The 20,757-nt window shown below is 70.4% G+C and carries 19 protein-coding genes and 1 pseudogene; 12 read left to right on the forward strand and 8 right to left on the reverse strand.

Features of this window, described 5'->3' with window-relative positions:
• Window positions 1-122 precede the first annotated feature (122 nt).
• The gene (locus IE325_RS22425) at window positions 123-1,370 is read left to right on the forward strand and encodes a TerD family protein (protein WP_190071986.1); all 1,248 of its coding nucleotides are present in this window, start codon (window positions 123-125) and stop codon (window positions 1,368-1,370) included.
• On the opposite strand, the gene IE325_RS22430 is transcribed toward IE325_RS22425, so the two are convergent.
• A complete protein-coding gene (locus IE325_RS22430; protein WP_190071796.1) occupies window positions 1,371-2,564 on the reverse strand; it encodes a glycosyltransferase in 1,194 nt (397 codons plus the stop codon).
• A 39-nt stretch (window positions 2,565-2,603) separates the two neighbouring features.
• Here IE325_RS22430 and IE325_RS22435 point away from each other — a divergent pair, with 39 nt between their 5' ends.
• On the forward strand, window positions 2,604-3,389 hold the full coding sequence (locus tag IE325_RS22435; RefSeq protein WP_190071797.1) for a glutamate racemase: 786 nt from the start codon (window positions 2,604-2,606) through the stop codon (window positions 3,387-3,389).
• A 105-nt stretch (window positions 3,390-3,494) separates the two neighbouring features.
• Window positions 3,495-4,037, forward strand: a complete 543-nt coding sequence (locus IE325_RS22440) for a hypothetical protein (RefSeq protein ID WP_190071798.1) — start codon at window positions 3,495-3,497, stop codon at window positions 4,035-4,037.
• Between the two features lie 83 nt (window positions 4,038-4,120).
• On the opposite strand, the gene IE325_RS22445 is transcribed toward IE325_RS22440, so the two are convergent.
• Window positions 4,121-5,188, reverse strand: a complete 1,068-nt coding sequence (locus tag IE325_RS22445; RefSeq protein ID WP_190071799.1) for an O-antigen ligase family protein — start codon at window positions 5,186-5,188, stop codon at window positions 4,121-4,123.
• A 256-nt stretch (window positions 5,189-5,444) separates the two neighbouring features.
• Between IE325_RS22445 and lnt the strand changes: the two genes are divergently transcribed.
• The 4 genes from lnt to IE325_RS22465 all read left to right on the forward strand — a co-directional run bounded on the left by lnt (window position 5,445) and on the right by IE325_RS22465 (window position 10,489).
• Window positions 5,445-7,055 (forward strand): apolipoprotein N-acyltransferase, encoded by a 1,611-nt coding sequence (gene lnt / locus IE325_RS22450; RefSeq protein ID WP_190071800.1) that lies wholly within the window; start codon window positions 5,445-5,447, stop codon window positions 7,053-7,055.
• A gap of 68 nt (window positions 7,056-7,123) precedes the next feature.
• On the forward strand, window positions 7,124-7,603 hold the full coding sequence (locus tag IE325_RS22455; protein ID WP_190071801.1) for an NUDIX hydrolase: 480 nt from the start codon (window positions 7,124-7,126) through the stop codon (window positions 7,601-7,603).
• A gap of 54 nt (window positions 7,604-7,657) precedes the next feature.
• On the forward strand, window positions 7,658-8,467 hold the full coding sequence (locus IE325_RS22460; RefSeq protein ID WP_190071802.1) for a 3-hydroxybutyrate dehydrogenase: 810 nt from the start codon (window positions 7,658-7,660) through the stop codon (window positions 8,465-8,467).
• Between the two features lie 75 nt (window positions 8,468-8,542).
• Entirely contained in the window at window positions 8,543-10,489 is a 1,947-nt protein-coding gene (locus IE325_RS22465) for a helix-turn-helix domain-containing protein (protein WP_190071803.1), read from the forward strand.
• 62 nt (window positions 10,490-10,551) lie between these two features.
• Here IE325_RS22465 and IE325_RS22470 read toward each other — a convergent pair whose 3' ends face one another.
• Window positions 10,552-11,955, reverse strand: a complete 1,404-nt coding sequence (locus tag IE325_RS22470; RefSeq protein WP_190071804.1) for an MFS transporter — start codon at window positions 11,953-11,955, stop codon at window positions 10,552-10,554.
• Window positions 11,956-12,218: 263 nt separating this feature from the next.
• Here IE325_RS22470 and IE325_RS22475 point away from each other — a divergent pair, with 263 nt between their 5' ends.
• On the forward strand, window positions 12,219-12,518 hold the full coding sequence (locus IE325_RS22475) for a hypothetical protein (protein WP_190071805.1): 300 nt from the start codon (window positions 12,219-12,221) through the stop codon (window positions 12,516-12,518).
• Between the two features lie 572 nt (window positions 12,519-13,090).
• Here IE325_RS22475 and IE325_RS22480 read toward each other — a convergent pair.
• Complete coding sequence (locus tag IE325_RS22480) at window positions 13,091-13,972, reverse strand: acyl-CoA thioester hydrolase/BAAT C-terminal domain-containing protein (protein ID WP_190071806.1); 882 nt, start codon at window positions 13,970-13,972, stop codon at window positions 13,091-13,093.
• An 823-nt stretch (window positions 13,973-14,795) separates the two neighbouring features.
• Here IE325_RS22480 and IE325_RS22485 point away from each other — a divergent pair.
• Window positions 14,796-15,365: an SMI1/KNR4 family protein gene (locus IE325_RS22485; RefSeq protein ID WP_190071807.1), complete on the forward strand. Its 570-nt coding sequence runs from the start codon at window positions 14,796-14,798 to the stop codon at window positions 15,363-15,365.
• 287 nt (window positions 15,366-15,652) lie between these two features.
• Here the strand turns inward: IE325_RS22485 and IE325_RS22490 are convergent, their stop codons facing one another.
• Window positions 15,653-16,447 carry an SAM-dependent methyltransferase gene (locus IE325_RS22490; protein WP_190071808.1) on the reverse strand — a complete coding sequence of 265 codons (795 nt, stop codon included), beginning with the start codon at window positions 16,445-16,447 and terminating at the stop codon, window positions 15,653-15,655.
• A gap of 192 nt (window positions 16,448-16,639) precedes the next feature.
• On the opposite strand from IE325_RS22490, the gene IE325_RS22495 reads away from it, so the two are divergent.
• Window positions 16,640-16,840 carry a hypothetical protein gene (locus tag IE325_RS22495; RefSeq protein WP_190071809.1) on the forward strand — a complete coding sequence of 67 codons (201 nt, stop codon included), beginning with the start codon at window positions 16,640-16,642 and terminating at the stop codon, window positions 16,838-16,840.
• 161 nt (window positions 16,841-17,001) lie between these two features.
• On the opposite strand, the pseudogene IE325_RS22500 reads toward IE325_RS22495, so the two are convergent.
• From IE325_RS22500 to IE325_RS22510, 3 genes and pseudogenes are all read right to left on the reverse strand, one after another.
• Window positions 17,002-17,121 (reverse strand): annotated as a pseudogene (locus IE325_RS22500) (XdhC family protein); the annotation flags it as partial.
• Between the two features lie 199 nt (window positions 17,122-17,320).
• Window positions 17,321-18,199, reverse strand: a complete 879-nt coding sequence (locus tag IE325_RS22505; protein WP_190071810.1) for a LysR family transcriptional regulator — start codon at window positions 18,197-18,199, stop codon at window positions 17,321-17,323.
• 142 nt (window positions 18,200-18,341) lie between these two features.
• Window positions 18,342-19,202 (reverse strand): NAD-dependent epimerase/dehydratase family protein, encoded by an 861-nt coding sequence (locus tag IE325_RS22510; protein ID WP_190071988.1) that lies wholly within the window; start codon window positions 19,200-19,202, stop codon window positions 18,342-18,344.
• A gap of 489 nt (window positions 19,203-19,691) precedes the next feature.
• Between IE325_RS22510 and IE325_RS22515 the strand changes: the two genes are divergently transcribed.
• Together IE325_RS22515 and IE325_RS22520 are read left to right on the forward strand one after the other, a co-directional pair.
• Window positions 19,692-19,856 (forward strand): hypothetical protein, encoded by a 165-nt coding sequence (locus tag IE325_RS22515; RefSeq protein WP_190071811.1) that lies wholly within the window; start codon window positions 19,692-19,694, stop codon window positions 19,854-19,856.
• Window positions 19,857-19,908: 52 nt separating this feature from the next.
• Window positions 19,909-20,619: a YoaK family protein gene (locus tag IE325_RS22520; protein ID WP_190071812.1), complete on the forward strand. Its 711-nt coding sequence runs from the start codon at window positions 19,909-19,911 to the stop codon at window positions 20,617-20,619.
• The last annotated feature ends 138 nt before the right edge of the window (window positions 20,620-20,757 follow it).

Below are 20,757 nucleotides of genomic sequence, written 5' to 3' on the forward strand. Positions count from 1 at the left end.
GTGTTGCGCGCCCCCGATCGGAGTTCGATGTGGCGGGGAATAGGTTGGCCCTGTAGAGAGAACCCAAAGGGCGGCCGGGACATCCCAGGCGCGGTGATCAGGTGATGGGGGCGGACATGTCAATGCCGAAAGGTTCGAATGCGCCGGTGCCGACGACGGCACTGCGGGTCGAATTGGGCTGGCGCTCCGGACCGGGCGTGCCCGACGCGGACGCCTCGGCGCTGCTGCTGGTCGGCGGAAAGGTCCGCTCCGACGCGGACTTCGTCTTCTACAACCAGTCCGAGCACACCTCGGGCGCCGTCCGGTACGAGGGCAAGCAGAACGCCGGCGGACGGGTGACGGACAGCCTGCTCGTCGACCTCGCGCGCGTGGAGCCCGCCATCGAGACCGTCATCCTGGCCGCCTCCGCGGACGGAGGATCGTTCGGCCAGGTCCCCGACCTCTACATCGAGGTCAAGGACGCCGCCCAGGGCACCGTCGTCGCCCGCTTCGACAGCACCGGCGCCACCGTCGAAACCGCTTTCGTGCTCGGTGAGTTCTACCGCCGCCAGGGCGCCTGGAAGTTCCGCGCCGTCGGCCAGGGCTACGGCAGCGGCCTGGGGGGCCTCGCCACCGACTACGGCATCACGGTCGACGAACCCCAGCAGACGGCACCCGCCCCGACGCCCTCGGTGGCGCCGCCGGTGCCCGCCATGCCACCGGTTCCCCCGCCCGTGCCCCAGGCGTCGCCGGTCAGCCTCAGCAAGGTGACGCTCACCAAGGCGTCCCCCTCCGTCTCGCTGACCAAGCAGGGCGGCACCTCGGGCGCCATGCGCGTGAATCTCAACTGGCAGGTGCGCAAGCAGTTCTCCGGCTGGGCGAGCAAGCTGGGCCGCCCGGTCGCCATGCACAACGACCTCGACCTCGATCTGTGCGCCCTGTACGAGCTGGCCGACGGCAGGAAGGGAGTCATCCAGTCCCTCGGCAACGCCTACGGCGCCCTCCACCAGCCCCCGTACATCCACCTCGACGGCGACGACCGCACCGGAGCCGTGGCCAGTGGTGAGAACCTCACCATCAACCTCGATCACAAGCAGGCCTTCCGGCGCATCCTGATCTTCGTGACCATCTACGAGGGCGCGCGTTCCTTCGCGGACCTGCACGCCACGGTCACCCTCACCCCTCAGCACGGCGCCCCGGTCGACTTCTCCCTGGACGAGTGCACCGTCCCCTCCACGGTGTGCGCCCTCGCCCTCATCACCAACACGGGCGACGACCTGATCGTCCAGCGCGAGGCCCGCTACCTGGTGCCCGACCGCGGCGTGAGCCCGCAGCGCACCGTCGACTACGCCTACGGGTGGGGCATGAACTGGACGCCCGGCCGCAAGTAGTCAGCCCTCGTCGGGCACCGTGTCCGGACGCGCGTAGGTGCGGCCCTTCCAGGCCGCGCCGCGCCCCCTGTAGTGCTGCACCGCCGAATCGACCGTCATCAGGAGGTAGAGGAACGCGGTGAACGGCAGCAGAGGGGCGAGCCACAGCGGCTGGCGGTAGTAGCGGAGCATCGGTCCATACGTCCCCGTCATCACCAGCCATGCGAGAGCGCCGGTCACCGCCGTCGTCGTATCCCCGCCGACCAGACCCCCGACCACGGCCACGGGCGGCACCAGATACACGAGCGCGAGCCCGGCGACCGTTCCGGCCAGCACGAGTGGGTTGTGTCGCAGCTGGGCGTACGCGCTGCGCGAGACCATCCGCCACAGATCGGCAAGGCGCGGATACGGGCGCACGCTGTCCACCCGCTCCGCCAGCCCCAGCCAGATATGGCCACCGCCGCCCTTGACGGCCCGCGCGAGCGCCACGTCGTCGATGACGGCGTGGCGGATCGCGTCGGGAATCCGCGCGCGTTGCGCCGTTTCGGTCCGCATCAGGACACAGCCCCCCGCGGCGGCCGCCGTCCGGGTCCCCTTCTTACCGATCCTGCGGAACGGGTACAGCTGGGCGAAGAAGTACACGAAGGCCGGCACCACCAGCCGCTCCCACAGGCTCTCCACCCGCAGCCGCGCCATCTGGGAGACGACGTCGAACCCCCCGGTGTGTGCGGCTGCGACCAGCTCCCGCAGGCTGTCGGGCGCATGCGCGATGTCGGCGTCCGTCAGCAGGAGGTACTCGGGGTCACGCACGCGTGCCAGCTCGATGCCGTGACGCACCGCCCAGAGTTTGCCCGTCCAGCCGGCCGGGGGCTCGCCGGGGGAGGCCACCGTCAGCGGCAGGCCGCCGTGCCGTTGCGCCAGATCGCGCGCCAGGGCCCCGGTGCCGTCCGAGCTGCCGTCGTCGATCAGGAAGATCTCCGCGCGCCCCGGATAATCCTGCGCGAGCAGCGACGGCAGGCTCATGGGAAGCACCGCGGCCTCGTCGCGGGCCGGCACGACGACGCAGACCGACGGCCACTCGTCCGGCCGTGACCGCCGCGGGAGTCTGACATCGGTACGCCAGAAGAAGCCCTGGCACAGCAGCAGCCACAGCCAGGCGGCGAGTGATCCGGCGGCGATCCACGCGAAGGCGCTCACGCGCGCAGTCTGCCCCACCCGAGCGGCCCGCAAGGGCCCATCGACTATCGTGGCCGGGTGAAGATCGCGCTGATGGACTCCGGAATCGGCTTGTTGGCGGCCACCGCCGCGGTACGGCGGCTGCGACCCGACGCGGATCTCGTGCTCTCACTCGACCCCGACGGCATGCCCTGGGGTCCCAGGACCCCCGAAGACCTCACACAGCGCGCCGTGGCCGTCGCCGACGCCGCCGCCGCGCATCGGCCCGACGCCCTGATCATCGGCTGCAACACCGCGACCGTGCACGCGCTGCCCACCCTGCGCGCCCGCCTGGAACCCGGGATACCGGTCATCGGCACGGTCCCGGCGATCAAGCCGGCCGCGGCCGGTGGCGGACCCGTCGCGATCTGGGCCACGCCCGCCACGACCGGCAGCCCCTACCAGCGCGGACTGATCAAGGACTTCGCGGGCGGTGTGCCCGTCGCCGAGGTGCCCTGCTTCGGACTGGCCGAGGCGGTCGAGCACGCGGACGAGACGGCGATCGACGCCGCCGTCGCCGCGGCCGCCGCCCTCACCCCGGAGGATGTGACGACGGTCGTCCTGGGCTGCACCCACTACGAGCTCGTCGCCGAGCGCATCCGCACCGCCGTCCAGCGCCCCGGCCGCCCGCCGCTCGTCCTGCACGGCTCCGCCGGCGCCGTCGCCGCGCAGGCGTTTCGCAGGATCGGCGAGCTGCCCGCCCCCGAGGCCGCGGCGAGCGGCACCGTGACCGTGCTGCTGAGCGGCCGCGAGGGCAAGCTCCCCGAGCCCGCACTCACCTACGCGGAAGGCCGCCTTCTGCGGGCGGTCAGCCCCGCACAGTAGCGGACCGGCACAAAACGGACGGATGTGGTCCGCCGTGCTCCGCTCGGCGCAGTCACCCTCCGCGACGAGGTACCGGCGGTGCGAAACCTGAGTAACCTCATAGCCATGAGGGACCACCCCCACCGTAGGAAGCCGCACCCCGATGTCTGGACCGGGCGGGCGACCAACCGGGTCCAGTGGCTGCTGGCGCTGGTAGGCGCCGCATGTATGGCGCTCGGGGTCGAGCTGGCGGTCGACTCGCCATGGACGGACGGCGTCGCCCCGCTCGTGATGGCCGTCGTGGGCTGCATCGCGGCCGGGCTGCTGGTCCTCTTCGGCACACTGGCGTTCGTCCATGTCGCGCTCAAGGTCGACCAGGAGTGCCTCGAGGTGCGCTGCGGCCACATCGGTGTGCCGCGCCGCCGTATCCCGCTGTCCGAGGTCGTGGGTGCCGAGTTCGTCCCCCATGTGACACCGCGCCACTGGGGCGGCTGGGGCTACCGATGGCGCCCCGAGAAGGGCACCGCGGTCGTCGTACGACGTGGTGAGGGCCTGGTGCTGCGGCTGTGGGACGGCCATACGTTCACGATCACCGTGGACGACGCGGAGGCGGCCGTGAGCGTCATCAGGGAGCGGCTGCGGACTCGGGCGGCCGGGACGGCGCACTGAGGGGCGTAGCCGGAATCAGAGGGCTGGTACGAGCCCTGTGTCGTTGGAACCCATGTGTGTCCGCAACACTGACCGCCATGGAGTCATGGGGCGAGCCGATCTCCACGCGCCTGTGTGTCGTTCTCGCGCTGCGATGACTCGACGGTGATCCGGCGCGCCGTGGCGATCCCGGCCAGCAGGCCCGCGCCGACCGACACCGTGGTGAAGCTGAGCGCGTTGCCGACCGCGGCGATCGCCGCCAGAGCGGTGAGGGCCGCGCCCGCAGTGAGCGCGACCGGCGTGGGCCGCGCGGTGCGCCACAGCGCGAACAGCATCCAGCAGAACGCCGCCGCCAGCAGCAGCACACCGACGACTCCCTGCTCTGCGGCCAGCTGGAGGGGCGCCGAGTGCGGCTTGCCGTCGGACAGCAGCGTCTGGGTCGACGTCGTGCTGAGCTCCCCGAAGCGTCCCGGGCCCACGCCCAGCGCGAGGTCCTCGCGCGCCAGGTGCAGTGCGTCGCGCCACAGCTCGATCCGCTGCCCCGTGAGCTGCTCCCGAAGCCAGACGAGCAGGTCGCCGGGTATCGCGTCGCCGGCGACCGCCCAGGTCAGACCGGTGACCGAGGCCGCGGCGAGGGCCAGTCCCGCGATGCCGACACCGCGATGGTGGAGGTGGCCGGCGGCCAGCGAGCACACCAGGACAGCAGAACAGGTGACGAAACCACTGGTCGAGCCCAGGACGGCCGCGGTGACCGCGACTCCGGCCGCGAGCGCCCACATGGCCAGGCGCACGGCCGCGGCCGACGCCGCCCAGGCGGCGCAGCAGGCAGCACCGGCCGAAAGCGTCAGTACGGCGGCTGTGGCACCGGCGTGGCCCAGCGGGGCGACCATCTGCGGCCCGGGGGACAGCTGCGGAACGCTCAGTGTCAGGCCCACGCCCGCCAGAGCGCCCGCACAGGGCGCGGCCACGGGCAGCAGCGCCCCGCCGATCCGCCCGGCGGCGTAACCGGCGGCCACCGCGAGGATCGCGAGCAGCACACCCTCGGGCCGGCCGCCGTGCACGGCGGCCGAGATCAACGACCAGGCGGCACAGGTGCCCAGCACCACGACGCCCGCCGCGTCAGAAACGTTTCGTCTGTCGCCGTCCTCATCCGGACCTGCCGCAGACGTCATCCCCGCGACACCCACCCCGCCCCCCGAACCCGGTCCCCCGACCTGTGACGGGCCTCCGCCGCCCGGATCCGACCGGTCGATACGACTGAGGCTCCGGCATACCGTAACGGTTCATGGCCGAATTGTGGACGTGCCGTGCAGGAACGATGCGGCGCGGGCGCGTCAGGGACGCGTTGCCGGAGCGCCCGGGTGCGCGACGTCGCCGCTCCTCGGACCGCGCTGTCGGTGTCAAGGTCAACCGCCGTACACTCCCGGAGTGACCGTCACCGCAACCTCCGTGGACGGGTCGGACCAGCTGGAGCCGCAGATAGCGCCCGCCTCGCGCGCGTCACGGCTCGTGCGTCTGGTTCCGGCCCTCACCGCGGCGCTCTCCGGAGTGCTGCTCTACGTCAGCTTCCCGCCGCGCACCCTGTGGTGGCTGGCTGTGCCGGCCTTCGCCGTCTTCGGGTGGGTGCTGCGCGGCCGCGGTTGGAAGGCCGCCCTCGGCCTCGGCTACCTCTTCGGCCTCGGTTTCCTGCTTCCGCTGCTGGTGTGGACCGGTGTGGAGGTCGGCCCCGGCCCCTGGCTCGCGCTCGCCGCCATCGAGGCGGTCTTCGTCGCGCTGGTGGGCGTCGGCGTCGCCGCGGTGTCGAAGCTGCCCGGCTGGCCGGTGTGGGCCGCGGCGCTGTGGATCGCGGGCGAGGCGGCACGCGCGCGTGCGCCGTTCAACGGCTTCCCCTGGGGCAAGATCGCGTTCGGTCAGGCCGACGGTGTCTTCCTGCCGCTCGCCGCGGTCGGTGGCACACCGGTGCTGGGCTTCGCGGTCGTCCTGTGCGGCTTCGGCCTGTACGAGGCCGTCCGCCTGGTCGTGGAGCGGCGGCGTACCCGGGCCGTGCAGCGGTCCGCCGCTGCCGTGGCCCTGCTGAGCGTGGCCGTGCCCGTGGTGGGCGCCGTGGCCGCTCGGCCGCTGGTCAGCGACAAGGCCGAGGACGGCACCGCGACCGTCGCCGTCATCCAAGGCAACGTCCCGCGCGCGGGACTGGACTTCAACTCCCAGCGACGGGCCGTACTGGACTACCACGCGCGGGAGACCGAGCGCCTGGCCGCCGAGGTCAAGGCGGGCAAGGTCGAACGGCCCGACTTCGTGCTGTGGCCGGAGAACTCCTCCGACATCGACCCCTTCGCCAACGCCGACGCCCGCTCCGTCATCGACACGGCCGCCAAGGCGATCGGCGCCCCGATCTCGGTGGGCGGCGTCGTCGAACGGGACGGCAAGCTGCTCAACGAGCAGATCCTGTGGGACCCGGAGAAGGGCCCCGTCGACACGTACGACAAGCGGCAGATCCAGCCGTTCGGCGAGTACCTGCCGCTGCGCTCGATCGTCGGGGCGATCAACGAGAACTGGACCTCGATGGTCCGCAAGGACTTCAGCCGGGGCAGCGAGCCTGGCGTGTTCACCATGGACGGCGCCAAGGTCGGCCTGGTCACTTGCTACGAGGCGGCCTTCGACTGGGCGGTCCGCTCGGAGGTCACCGACGGCGCGCAGATGATCTCCGTGCCGAGCAACAACGCCACCTTCGACCGCAGCGAGATGACCTACCAGCAGCTCGCCATGTCCCGCGTGCGCGCCGTCGAGCACAGCCGGACCGTCACCGTGCCGGTCACCAGCGGCGTCAGCGCGATCATCATGCCGGACGGCGAAATCACCCAGCGCACGGGCATGTTCGTCGCCGACTCGCTGGTCCAGAAGGTCCCGCTGCGCTCCTCGGAGACACCCGCCACGCGGCTCGGCATCCTGCCGGAGATCGCCCTGGTGCTCGTCGCCGCCGGTGGTCTCGGCTGGGCGATCGGGGCCGGGATGCGCGCGCGGCGCGCCGGTGACGCGTAGCCGTACGCCCGTCGCACGCCCCCGGAACCCGCCGGGGGCGCCGCGACTGGCCCGTTAGGGTCGTGGACATGGCTACTCCTGACTTCATTCGTACGATCCGCGCCTCCGCCGGTCATCAGCTGCTGTGGCTCCCCGGGATCAGCGCCGTCGTCTTCGACGACGAGGGACGGGTCCTGCTGGGGCAGCGCGCGGACAACCTCAAGTGGACGGTGGTCAACGGCATCCCCGACCCGGGCGAGCAGCCCGCCGCCTGTGCGGTGCGCGAGGTGGAGGAGGAGACGGGCGTCCTGTGTGTCGCCGAACGGGTCGTCCTGGTCAGGTCCGGCAGCGAGGTCACCTATCCCAACGGCGACATGTGCCAGTTCATGGACATCACCTTCCGCTGCCGCGCCGTCGGCGGCGAGGCGCGTGTGAACGACGACGAGTCCGTACGGGTGGGCTGGTTCGAGGTGGATGCGCTGCCCGAGATGGACGAACGTCAGCTGTTTCGGATCAAGCAGGCACTGGCCGATGAACCCACATGGTTTGAGCCTATGACCTCGGACTGAAGTATGTGCGGTGACCATATGTGGCCTGACGTCGGTGCTGCCTAGGGTCGAGCCATGACCCCGCCCAGCATCCTCCCGGTGCAAGGTTCGCCCTTGCCCTCCCCGCTCGACCTCGGCGGCCGCAGCGCGCTGGTCACCGGCGCCGCCGGTGGCATCGGACGTGCCTGTGCGCTGCGGCTCGCGGCCGCCGGGGCCAAGGTCAGAGCGGTCGATCGGGACACCACTGGCCTGGAGGAGCTCGCCGAGCGGGCCCGGGGCCTCGCGGGCGCCGTGGAACCCCATGTCCTGGACCTCACCGACCTGGACGCCGCCGAACTCGCGGCCGCCGGCACCGACGTCCTGGTCAACAACGCCGGGCTGCAGCTGGTGCGCCCCATCGAGGAGTTCCCGCCCGACGTCTTCCACACGGTGCTCACCGTGATGCTGGAGGCGCCGTTCCGGCTCATCCGTGGTGCCCTGCCCCATATGTACGGGCAGGGCTGGGGCCGGATCGTCAATGTGTCCTCCGTCCATGGGCTGCGCGCCTCGGCTTTCAAGTCGGCCTATGTGGCCGCCAAACATGGCCTGGAGGGACTCTCCAAGACCGCCGCACTGGAGGGCGCCCCCCATGGCGTCACCTCGAACTGTGTGAACCCCGCCTATGTGCGCACCCCACTGGTCGAGAAACAGCTCGCCGACCAGGCCCAGGCGCACGGCATCCCCGAGGAACGGGTCCTCTCCGAGGTGCTGTTGCAGGACAGCGCGGTCAAACGGCTCATCGAACCGGAGGAGGTCGCGGAGGCCGTGGCATACCTTTGCGGTCCGCAGGCGTCCTTCGTGACCGGTACCTCACTCGTGCTCGATGGTGGCTGGACCGCGCACTGACCGGCCCGGGCCGGCGGGATTCCGAGTTATCCACAGGGCTGACGGGGTGACGGTGCGATGAGCAATCCTGTCGGCATGTCCCGCGATCACGTGCACCCCGACCAGCGTTCCGCCACCGATGCCGGAGCGCCCCTGAGCAGCGCCGAGACACCGTTCCTGGAGCTGCTGGCCCGGGGCGCGTCCGCCGACGCCTATGAGCAGCCGGTGCTGCTCGCCCGCGCCGAAGGCAGAGCAACCGAACAGATCGTCGCCCTCGAACAGGCCAAGCTGCTCGCGCTGGGTGTCCGCTCCGAGCTGGAGGGACGGCGCAGGCGTGAGGCCGAGCTGTCGGCGCTGTTCGAGACCGCCCACGACCTGGCCGGCCTGCGGGACCTGGACGCCGTACTGCAGGCGATCGTGCAGCGCGCCAGATCACTTCTGGGCACGGATGTCGCCTACCTCAGCCTGAACGACCCGGCCAGGGGCGACACCTATATGCGGGTGACCGAGGGCTCGGTCGCCGCCCGCTTCCAGCAGTTGCGGCTCGGCATGGGGGAGGGGCTCGGCGGGCTCGTCGCGCAGACCGCCCGCCCCTATGTCACCGACGACTACTTCAAGGACGGCCGCTTCCAGCACACCCTCGCCATCGACGCCGGAGTACGAGACGAAGGGCTGGTCGCCATCCTCGGGGTGCCGCTGACGCTCGGGCACCATGTCATCGGGGTCCTCTTCGCGGCGGACCGGCGGGCCCGGGTCTTCGAGAGGGAGCAGATCGCCCTGCTCGGCTCGTTCGCCGCTCTCGCCGCGGCGGCCATCGACACCGCCAACCTGCTCACGGAGACCCGCTCGGCACTCGCCGACCTGGAGCGGGCCAACGAGATCATCCGGGACCGCAGCGGAGTCATCGAGCGGGCCTCCGATGTACACGACCGGCTCGCCCAACTCGTGCTGCGCGGCGGCGGGGTGCACGACGTGGCCGCCGCCGTCTCCCAAGTCCTCGACGGCACGGTCGAGTTCACCGAGGCCGGCGCCACACCGGCCCAGGCCCTGGAGGCATCCCTCGCCGAGGGCCACGCGGTACGCCACGCCGACGACTGGATCGCCGCGGTGGTCGCGGGCGGTGAGCTCCTCGGCGCGCTGGTGCTGCGCGGCCATCCCGGTCTCGACCCCGTCGACCAGAGCACTCTGGAGCGGGCCGCGACGGTCACCTCGCTCCTGCTGCTCGCCCGGCGCTCCGCCGCCGAGGCCGAACAGCGCGTCCGGGGCGAGCTGTTGGACGACCTGCTCGACGCCCGCGACCGCGACCCGCGGCTGCTGCGCGAGCGTGCGGCACGGCTGTACGCCGACCTCGACGCCACCCACGTCGTGCTCGCCGCCCGCCTCGACGCCACGGCGGCCGACGCCGACCAGGAGGCGGCGGCACGCCGACGCCTGTGGTCCGCCGCATCCCACCTCGCCGCGACGCGGCACGGCCTGGCGGCCGCCCGCGACGGCGGCACCGTACTCCTCCTGCCGCTGCGGGCGGGAGAGACAGCCGCCGTGGTGGCCCGCCGCACCGCCCGCCACCTCGGCACGGCCGTCCATGAAGCCGTCACCGTCGGCGCCTCCGCTCCGGTCGAGGAACTGGCCAACCGCCCGGACACCGTGGCCGCCGCCTACGAGGAGAGCAGACGCTGCCTCGACGCGCTGCGACTGCTCGGCCGCTCCGGGGACGGCGCCGCCGCCGAGGACTTCGGGTTCCTGGGGCTGTTGCTGGCCGGCGACCGGGACATCGCGGGCTTCGTGGACCGTACGATCGGCCAGGTCGTCGCGTACGACGAACGACGCGGCACCGACCTGTTGCGCACCCTCGACGCGTACTTCGCCTGCGGAATGAGCCCGGCCCGCACCAAGGACGACCTCCACGTCCATGTGAACACCGTCGCCCAGCGCCTGGAGCGCGTCGGCCATCTCCTGGGCGCCGACTGGCAGAGCCCGGCCCGGGTCCTGGAGATCCAACTGGCCCTGCGACTGTACCAGTTGTCCGCACCGGCACAGCGCTGACCCCCGCACGCACGGGCGCACGGGGGTCGGCAGAACGAGGGGGCGGCCCTACGGAACAGGCCTCACACGATGTGCGGATCCGCCGCCCGGCTCACCGCGGGCTCCGCGTCCGCCGAGGGCCCGACGTCGGCCAGGTCACGGTGCCGGGTCTCCTTGGCGACACCGACCGCGATCAGCGTCAGGACGGCCGCGGCGATGACGTACAGGGCGATCGGGGTGGAGTCGTCGTAGGCGTCCAGCAGCGCGGTGGCGATCAGCGGTGCGGGCGCGCCTGCCGCGACCGAGGCGAACTGGGCCCCGATCGAGGCGCCGGAGTAGCGCATCCGGGTCGCGAACATCTCGGAGAAGAAGGCGGCCTGCGGCGCGTACATGGCGCCGTGCAGCACGAGACCCACGGTCACGGCGAGAAGCAGGTTGCCGAAGCCGCCCGTGTCGATGAGCCAGAAGAACGGGAACATCCACAGCCCGACCCCGGCCGCGCCCAGCAGATACACGGGCCGGCGACCGATCCGGTCCGACAGCGCGCCCCAGGCCGGGATGGCGGCGAAGTGCACGGCGGAGGCGATCAGTACGGCATTGAGGGCGGTCTGCTTGGAGAGGCCGGCGGACGTGGTGGCGTACACGAGGATGAAGGCGGTGATGACGTAGTAGCTGATGTTCTCCGCCATACGGGCGCCCATCGCGACCAGCACATCACGCCAGTGGTGCCGCAGCACGGAGACGAGCGGCAGTTTCTCGACGTCGCCACCGGCACCGGCCGCCGTCGCGCGGGCGGCCTTCCGCGCCTCCGCATGGGCCAACGCCTGCTTGAAGACAGGCGATTCATCGACAGACAGACGAATCCACAAACCGACGATCACCAGCACACCGGAGAGCAGGAACGGGATCCGCCAGCCCCAACTGCCGAAGGCGCTGTCGGACAGCACGGCCGTCAGCACCGACAGCACACCGGTCGCCAGCAACTGGCCCGCGGGCGCGCCCGTCTGCGGCCACGACGCCCAGAACCCACGCCGCCGCGCGTCCCCGTGCTCCGACACCAGCAGCACGGCCCCGCCCCACTCACCACCGAGCGCGAAGCCCTGCACCAGCCGCAGCACGGTCAGCAGCACGGGCGCCGCGGATCCGATGGTCGCGTGTGTCGGCAGCAACCCGATCGCGAAGGTCGCCCCACCCATCATCAGCAGGCTCAACACCAGCAGTTTCTTACGTCCGAGCCGGTCCCCGTAATGCCCGAAGACCAACGCGCCCAGCGGCCGTGCCGCGAAGCCGACGGCGTAGGTCAGGAACGACAGCAGAGTGCCGACGACCGGGTCGGAGTCCGGAAAGAACAGCTTGTTGAAGACGAGGGCGGCGGCCGACCCGTAGAGGAAGAAGTCGTACCACTCGATGGTGGTGCCGATGAGGCTGGCGGCGACGATGCGCTTGAGGTTGCCGGGTGGTGGGGGAGCGGTGGTTGCGGAGGCCATGTGCGCCACTTCCTCGTGTGCGGTGGGGACGGGTAGGTGTTCGCACACCGTAGGAAGGTGCAGGTCAGGGGCACATGTGGCGGGGCCACATAGTTCGGGACATGGCTATGCGTTCGGCCGCCATGCAGCGGGAGGGTAAGACGGTCGATGCGGCCCGGTCTCTGTTCGGGTGGGCCCGGTGCCGGGAATTCACTGCGGGGCCCGCGCGTCCCAGCAGGTACGGCGTTCACCGGCGTCTGGTACGGGAGGCACTGTCCTCGCCGGTGTCGAAGCCAAGCAAGCGCGTGGCGCGGACCTCGCCGCGGATGGAGCCGTACGAGAAGACGGTCGACGAGTGGCTGAGGGCGGATCTGGAGGCGCCGCGCAAGCAGCGGCACATGGCGAAGCGGATCGGTACGCGGCTTCAGGAGGAGTTCGGCGTCATTCTCCCCTACACCACGGTGCGTGACTTCGGCACCGCCCGCCGCCGGGCGAAGGCTTCCTGGTCCGGCACAACCCACCCGGGGCGGATGCCGAGGTGGACTTCGGGGAGGTCTGGGTCGACCTGGCCGGGCAGCGGGTGAAGTACTACCTGTTCGCCTTCCGGCTGGCGTACTCGGGCCGGGCCGTGCACCGCATCTCGCGCTCATGCGGCCAGCCGGCGTTCTTCGAGGGACATGTGCACGCCCTGTCCGTGCTGGGTGGGTTCCGGCGGGGCAGGTCCGTTATGACAATTTGACCCCAGCCGTTCACAAGGTCATCTTCCGCAGCCGACTGCGGGAGGAGAACCCCAAGTGGACCGCGCTGCATGCGTTCTACGGCTTCACCCCCTTCCACTGCGAGCCGGGACTGCGTGGCGCCCACGAGAAGGGCGGAGTGGAAGGGCAGGTCGGCTACTTCCGCCGCAACTACCTCACCCCTGTCCCGCGGGTGGAGACGCTGGAGGACCTCAACCGGCGGATCACCGTGTTCGAGGAGCGGGAGCTGGAGCTGGAGCGGCGGATCGGCTCGCGGATCCGCACCATCGGCCAGGACTTCGCGCGGGAGACGCCGCACCTGCTGCCGCTGCCGGCGGAGGCGTTCGAGACGGCGATGGCCTTCGAACAAGACCGGGACGCGCTGAGAAATCCTCGAGAGCGATCACCGAAGGAAGGGGTCAGCTCCTGCTGTGGAGCGCGTCGAGAACACGGGGCCATGCGGCCCTTCCCAACAGCCCGTCAGCCTCGGGTGTGCCTCCGTACTGGAAGCGCGGGGATGCTGACGCCAGGTTCTCACCAGGAAAACGTGGGCGGTGGCCGGCATCGTGGCGGGCGATCAGACGCACCGTCGCCCCGACCGAGCGTCGGCGTTGCGCCAGTTGCTCGGCGAAGGCAAGAGATGGCCACATCGCGTCGTCGCCGCCGGCCACCAGCAGGAGGTCGGCCCGCGCCTTCTCAACGGGGATTTCCGCCGAAGGGAGCAGGCGAGCGAAGGTCCGCTCGCTCAGTTCATACCATCCGCGGATGGCGACTGGCCCACCGTCCGACTCTGCCGGAGTCCAGGAATCGTCCATCGGGACGAAAGGCACTGCCTGCCCTCGCCAGGTCCAAGACGATCGATAACTGTGGTGGGCCCCGTCGCGTCCCGGCCCGACGTTGCACCAGACCCGAGACGTGGGCGACATCGCGATCACCACCTCGACGCGCGGATCGTGCACTGCCGTGAGCAGCGCCGCCTCAGCCCCCTTGGATGTGCCCAGAACGCCAATGCGTCGTGCTCCGTTCAACTGCAGGAGGTCAACGGCAGCGGTGAAGGTCTCCAGGGGGATCTCGCAGATCCCCGGGGACTGCCCCGGACCGCCGAACCAGCGAATCGACACGGCTGTCATGCCCTGCTGGGCAAGGAGACGCGCTCTGTCCCGTTCGACGCGCCCACTGGAACCCGCCAGGACCAGAACACCGATGCCGCTGTCCGCGGCCGTCGAAGCGAACAGAACACCTTCCCAGGGTTCGGTCAACTCTCGCTCAACGACATCCACGTGGCCCCCGGCGATCCGCATCAACTGTTACTACAGCCTAATCGGCGTTGCCGTTGCGCTCGAAAGGACCGCACCCGCCCGCACATCCAGCGTCGGTGTCAATCCCGTGGTCCCAAATGGACGCGCCCCGCGGGGCCGCTTCGAAACGCCTGATCTTCACGAACCATCCAGCTACTGGGGCCAGTTGGAGTCGCCCCGGGTGGAGCCAAATAGCGCCGCCCTGACCACCCGTAGCGGCAGGCCCGTTCGCTTGTTCAGGGGTACGCGCGGATTATGACAGCTCACCGGTTACAAACCACTGCCAGAGCGGCTTGCACAGTGACCGAATGGGCCTCGACGTGCAGCGCAAGTGCGGCAGGGGCAGCCTCTACAGGGCCAATCACCCGGTACCGTCGACTGCGTGGACGAACAGTCACTGGAGCGGGTCAGAGAGGCGGTATCAGAGTGGGCTGCCGGATGGGGGAACGGGTACCGCGCAACATCCTGATGGAGGAACTCGGCAAGAAGGCGCAGAAACAGGGCGGTTGGGTCGGTGTATTCGACGGCCTCGCCAGGCGACCGGTGTAGTTCCTCGTGCAGGACGCCACGGCGGATGTCGTCCTTGCTGGTGACATGGAGGTTCCTCTGCTGGCCCGTCGGCCACAGCGGCCTCGTTAGTGAGGAGTTGACGGACGGTCACCTCGCTGAACGGCCAGTCCTGCGCTTCGGGCCGGAAGGTGGTCTTGGGTGGGGGCAGGAAGCCTGCTCGGAGTACCATCCCGGCGAGGTTCTCCGGTCGGTGCTCCGCAATTCCCGCAGGGGTGCAGTCGTATGGGGGGCATCCGTGTAGAGAGGGCAGCGGAGAATGAGTGTGGCGGAGAGCTGGTCCCGCGTGATGAATCTCCTTCGGCAGCACGCCCCGGCCGATCACGCGGATCTGCCGGGGCCCGGTACGGAACAGATGCTCGCGGCCGCCGAGGAACGGATGGGTATCCCCCTCCCTCAGGATCTGCGGGCGTGGCTGCTGCAGAACAATCTTGATCTCCCCGAGGAAGATGTGGACCCCGATGTGGCATGTTGCGGCTTCGCCGGGTTCCCGGATGAGGGAAGCTTCTTTCTGGGTATCCGGGCCATGGAGAAGCTCTACGCGAACCACTTCATGCCCGGTGGATTCGACCCTCCGGACCAGCCGGACAATCCGTTCTGGCGCAATGAGTGGATCCCGTTCCTGTCGGACCAGGACGGCTGGACGGGGAAGTTCATCGACGCGCGGGACGGGCGCGTCGGCAGATGGTTTGTGGGTGAGCTCACGATCACGGGCGAGTACGAATCGCTGGCTCACTATTTCGACTCCGTGGCAGAGATGCTGACGAAGATCGCCGATGGAGAGTATCCGGTCTGTGAGGTCGCCGAAGGGCGACTCGTCTGGTCGTGAAACAAAAGATCCCTCGTCAGTCGCAACTGGAGGATCGTCATCGCAAAGCCGTCCTCATCCTGGAGAGGCAACGGTGAAAAAGGATCTTCAGCCGAACCGGCTCCGGGCTCTGAATCCACGCCTGCGCATTGAGGCCACGAGTCGGACAGAAGCAGGGCGGGAATCAACTCGCAGTGAACTCCGGAGGTTTGGGCGCATCACGCCATCGTGCGGGTTCATTAACCGGGGGGGCTCATGATGTCTGGCCCGATCGTGTCCCAGCGATGAGACGGTCTGGAGGGCCGTCACTACGGCCTTCGCGCCACGCCACCGAAGCTGTCGACCTCGGCTGGTGCTTCCGAACTGGTTGCTGAGGGGCGCCACCGGGAGACTGAAACAACGCCGGGTTCCAGGAGGTCCAGCCCGTCGAAGAAGCGGGCGAGTTGGTCCGGGCTGCGGTTGATGCGGGGGTTGTCGCTCGCCTCGTTCCACTGCTCCACCATGGCGCGCTGCTGCTCGGGGTGGACGACTTCGGTGCTGTCGCAGAACACGAGGTAGCTGCCGGACGGCAGGGCGCCGACGAGGCGGCCGGCGATGTCGTAGACGGAGTCGTCGGTGATGTGCGCAGCGATGCCCAGCAGGATCAGCGCCACGGGCTGGGTGAGGTCGAGTGTCTTGGCGGCCTGTTCCAGGATCGCGTCGGGGTCTCGAAGGTCGGCGTCGATGTAGGCCGTGGCCCCCTCGGGTGTGCTGGTGAGCAGCGCCTCCGCGTGGGCCAGCACGATCGGGTCGTGATCGACATAGACGATCCGGGTCTCGGGGGCGAGGCGCTGGGCGACCTCGTGGGTGTTGTTCGCGGTGGGCAGGCCGGTGCCCACGTCCAGGAACTGGCGGACGCCGGTCTCGGCGATGAGGTACTCCACGGCACGGACGAGGAACGCCCGCTGCGCCCGCGCGATGTCGCGGATGGCCGGGTTCGTCTCGGCGATCTGGTCACCGACCTGCCGGTCGATCGCATAGCAGTCCTTGCCGCCGAGCCAGTAGTTCCAGATGCGGGCGGAGTGCGGCACGCTGCTGTTGATGAGCGGACGTTCAACTGACATGAGATCTCCACGCGTTGGCCTGAGGTTATGCAATCTAGCCGCATCGCCCGGCAGGTGTAGGGGAGGGCATGGATCTTCGTCGATCACCGGCCTGTGATCGCTGCGCCCGGCGCCCCTCCCCTTCACCGGACGGCCGGTGCATGATGCGGTGGGGCGCGGTGCCGCGGTCCACGGGGGCGGCGCAATGACCGCATGGACCAAGCGCACTGGCAGGACGCGGTCGAGCGGGCGGATCGGATGGTCCGGTACGGCAGGCATACGGCCGCCTCTTGGGACGAACGTGTGGTCCGCGGCGTTCTGGCCGTCGCTCTCGCCGGGCTCGCGGCGCGGGAGAGCTGCCCGGTCGCGGAGGTCGGCACCGGCAGTGTGCTGTGGCACCTGGATCAAGGGTAGGCGGCCGTGCACGAATTCGGCCGCGAACTGGGACTCGCGGGGGACGCCCCGAAACCCGCTGAGGCCGGCGCGGCGTGGCCACGGCGTGCCTCCCGCCGAACCGGACTTGACGCTTTCGCTGTCATCCGGCTCTCCAGTGATCACGGCGTGAATGTTCTGGCCGCCATGGCCGCGCCCGCCGGGCGGGGTGCGCTGCCGCTGGTCGACACCACGGTGGCGACCGCGAAGGGTTCGGCCCGCAGGCTCCAGTCGTGCAGTGCCTCGGCTGCGATGTCCAGCACCTTCTCCTCCAGGGGATCGGCCTCGTCCGGGCTGTGCCCGGAGGTCACATGCGGGGGTCCAGGAGTTTGTCGGGTGTGATCGGGAGGTCCCGCACCCGCCGTCCCGTCGCGTCGAACACCGCGTTGGCGACCGCTGAAGTGACCGAACCGGGCGGGGCTTCGACGCTTGATCTCGGCACCGGCTTCGTTGACGTGCCGGTTACTCGGACCGAGGCCGGCCCAGGGTCTCCGCCGCGGCCTCGGCGAAGTCGTGGATGAGGGGGGAGCGTCGGGACGCCACCCACGCCAGCGCCACCTCGTTGAGCCCGATGTCCTCCACGGGCAGCGGAAGCACATCGGGGCGGGTGTAGAAGTTGGCGGTGGACAAGGGGAGTACGCAGATGCCCGCGCCGGAGGCGACCAGCTCCAGCTTCTCCTCCACCTGGTGGATCGCCGGTACCTCGGGGCGTCGCCGGTCACGCAACTCCAGTGCCACGTCACGCCATTCGGGTACGGCATCCGGGTCCTGGAGCAGATGCTCGGAGGCGAGGTCGCGGACGGTCACCGACGCACGGTCCGCCAGGCGGTGCCCCATCGGCAGCATGACGACCCGGGGCTCCTTGAACAGGGGACGCACCTGAAGGCCGTGCTGGTCGATGGGCAGCCGTACGACGCCGATGTCGGCCCGGCCGTCCAGCAGTACCTCCACCTGGTCGTCCCAACTGGTACGCAACAGACGTACGTTGACGCCGGGCCGGACCGTGGAGAAGACGGCCATGGCCGGGGTGACCGTGATGCCGGGCATGAAGCCGACGGTCAGCGTGGGCGTGCCCTGCGCCGCCGCCTTCGCCCTCCGCAGCAGCGCCTGCGCCGAGGCGAGCAGCGGGGCCGCGTCCTCCAGCAGCTGCTGCCCGGCCGGAGTGAGCAGCGTGCCGCGCCGGTCACGGTCGAAGACCTCGACGCCCAGATCGTCCTCCAGGCTCCGGATCTGCCGGGACAGCACCGGCTGCGCGATGTGCAGCCGCTCCGCCGCGCGTCCGAAGTGGAGTTCCTCGGCCACGGCCACGAAGTACCGCAGCTTTCGCAGGTCAAGATCCACCCGGACTCACCGCTCACTTTCGCCGAATTCACCGACTTCGTGCCCCTGCCGGCCCCTGGGACGAGCGGGGCAGTTGGTCACAAAGCTACCCGTCTGGCCCTCGCGAGCCGCCCCAGCCGGCGCACTCCGCTCCCCACCCGCGTCACTCGCCCCCGGCGAGTACGGCCAGCGGGTCGGTGTGCGCGGGGATCCACCCCAGCTCGGCCTCGGCACGCGCCGGGGTCAGCTGCTGGTCCAGCGCGAAGGCGTCCGCGATCGGACCCATCTGCCCGCGGGCCTGCTCCAGTGTGAGGGAGACGACCTCGCCGTCGAGACCGACGGCCCGTGCGACGGCCAGCGAGCACTCCTTGGCGGTCGGGTTCACCCCGCCCACACCCGCGTACACCGCACCGGGACTCGCCTTCAGGGCGGCGACGTACAGCTCCGCGATGTCGTCGATGTGCACCAGCGCCCAGCGGTTCGCACCGTCTCCGATGTAGGGGACGGCCCCCGCCTCCTTGCCCGGAGTGCCGTAGAAGATGTCGATCAGGCGGTTCTCGCCGCCGTACAGCAGACCGGGCTGCACCACGACGGGCCGGCCGCCCTGCTGTGCACGCCGCAGGACGGCCTCCTCGACGGGCTTGCGCCAGGCGACCAGGGACGGAGGGTTCCAGGGGGCGGTCTCGTCCACGACCCCGTGTGTGTCGCCGTAGACCCAGGTGCCGCCGGTGTGCACATAGGTGCCGGTGCCGATGGCGTCCTGCATGGCGGTGGCGGCCGCGAGGTCCTCATCACCGGTCTCGGCCTGCGCCAGGTGGACGACCGCCTCCGCACGGGCCGCGGCCGCGTTCAACACTCCCAGATCCCCCAGCCCGCCACGCACCGGAATCGCCCCGAGGGCGCCGACGGTCTCGGCGGCGCGGTCGTTGCGGGCCAGCGCCGCCACGGTGTGGCCGTGGCGGACCAGCGCGCCGATCGTGGCCTTGCCGATGTATCCGGATCCACCGGTGAGGAAGATCTTCATGGTCATGGCTCCTGTCTTTCGTAGGCTGCCGACTTCGCTGACCAGCCTGCGTCCAGGGGTGGACCTCCGTCCAAGACCTCTTTCGACGTTTCTGATACCCGAAGGGCATCAAGCGGGACCGGATGCGCACCACGACAACTGCTCCCGCACACCCCGACCTCACGCGCGCCATGACTTTGCTGCTGGCGGTGGCCACCGGTGCGGTCGCCGCCAACCTGTACTACGCCCAGCCCCTCCCGGCCGTGATCGCGCGCTTCCTCGGCACCTCCACGCAGGCCGCCGGTGTCATCGTCACCGTCACCCAACTCCGCTTCGCCGCCGGTCTGGTGCTCGTGCTTCAGCTGGCGGACATCGTCAGGCGGCGGTCCCTGCTGACCGTTCTGCTGGTCCTCGACGCCGCCGCGCTCGCCGCGGTCGGCCTCGCCCCCGGACTGGTCGTCGCCCTACGACGTCGACGCGGCGGCCCGCAACCGGGTCAACAACATCTACATGACGTTCTACTTCGTCGGCGGCGCCCTCGGTTCCGCCGCCGCGTCCGTCATGTGGTCGAGGGCAGGCTGGACCGGCGCCTGTCCGACCGGCCTCGCCGTCACCGCGCTCGCGGCGCTGCTGTGGGTCCGCACCTCCGCCGTACGGGCGCGGCGCGAGCTGTAGCACAGCGTTACGCTGACACACCACGAGTGACGATCCTTTGCGCGGGAGAGCCGTGAAGCAGCAGGTGCAGCCGAAGGCCGTCCCGGAACGGCCACTGCGGATCGCCGTCGTGCTGCTGGTGGCAGCCTCCGGAGCCCTGGAAGCCGTCTCCTTCCTCGCCCTCGACCGGGTCTTCGCGGGAGTCATGACCAGCAATCTCGCCCTGCTCGGCATGGCCGCGGGCCGCGGCGAGTCGGTCGACGCGACGGCGGCCGCGCTGGCGCTCGCCGGCTTCGGTGCGGGCGCGCTGGTCGCGGCACGGTACACCCGCGAATGCGTCCCGGCCGCCACCCACTGGGCACCGCGCATCATGCTCGTCCTCGGCGTCGAGGCGTTCCTGCTGGCCGTGGGCGCGCTGATCTGGGGACTCATCGACGGCACACCCGACCGGGTGACCCGGGACGTCATGCAGTTCGGGGCCGCGCTCCTGATGGGGGCGCAGTCCGCCGCCATGGTGGCCGCAGGACGGGCCGCCGCGCCCACCACCTATCTGACCGGCACCCTGGCAACCTACGTGGTCAAGGGCGTCGGCACCGGCCGCCCGGGCATCTGGGTGCCGCTGCGCTTCCTGGGCCTCATCGCGGGCGCCGCCGTCTCCGCCGCACTGCTGAAACACGCGCGCGCCTGGGCGGCGCTGCCACCCGTCGTCCTGCTGCTGTGCGCGGTCGCCGCCGCCTGCGTACCGCTCGCGGCACGGCGTCACCCCGCCACCGAGCCGTCCTGATCGACAGCACCCGGATCCCAAGGCAGCGGAAAGCGCCGTCATCCTTCGGCGCCATGCCCAGTCACATGACTGATGTGCGATTTGTCCCTTCTGTCCACGCTGGGACATGAGGAGAGACCACGGGCGGTACTCCGACCC

Origin of the sequence: Streptomyces lanatus, from assembly GCF_014655715.1 — a bacterium.
GTDB classification, from domain to species: Bacteria; Actinomycetota; Actinomycetes; order Streptomycetales; family Streptomycetaceae; genus Streptomyces; species Streptomyces lanatus.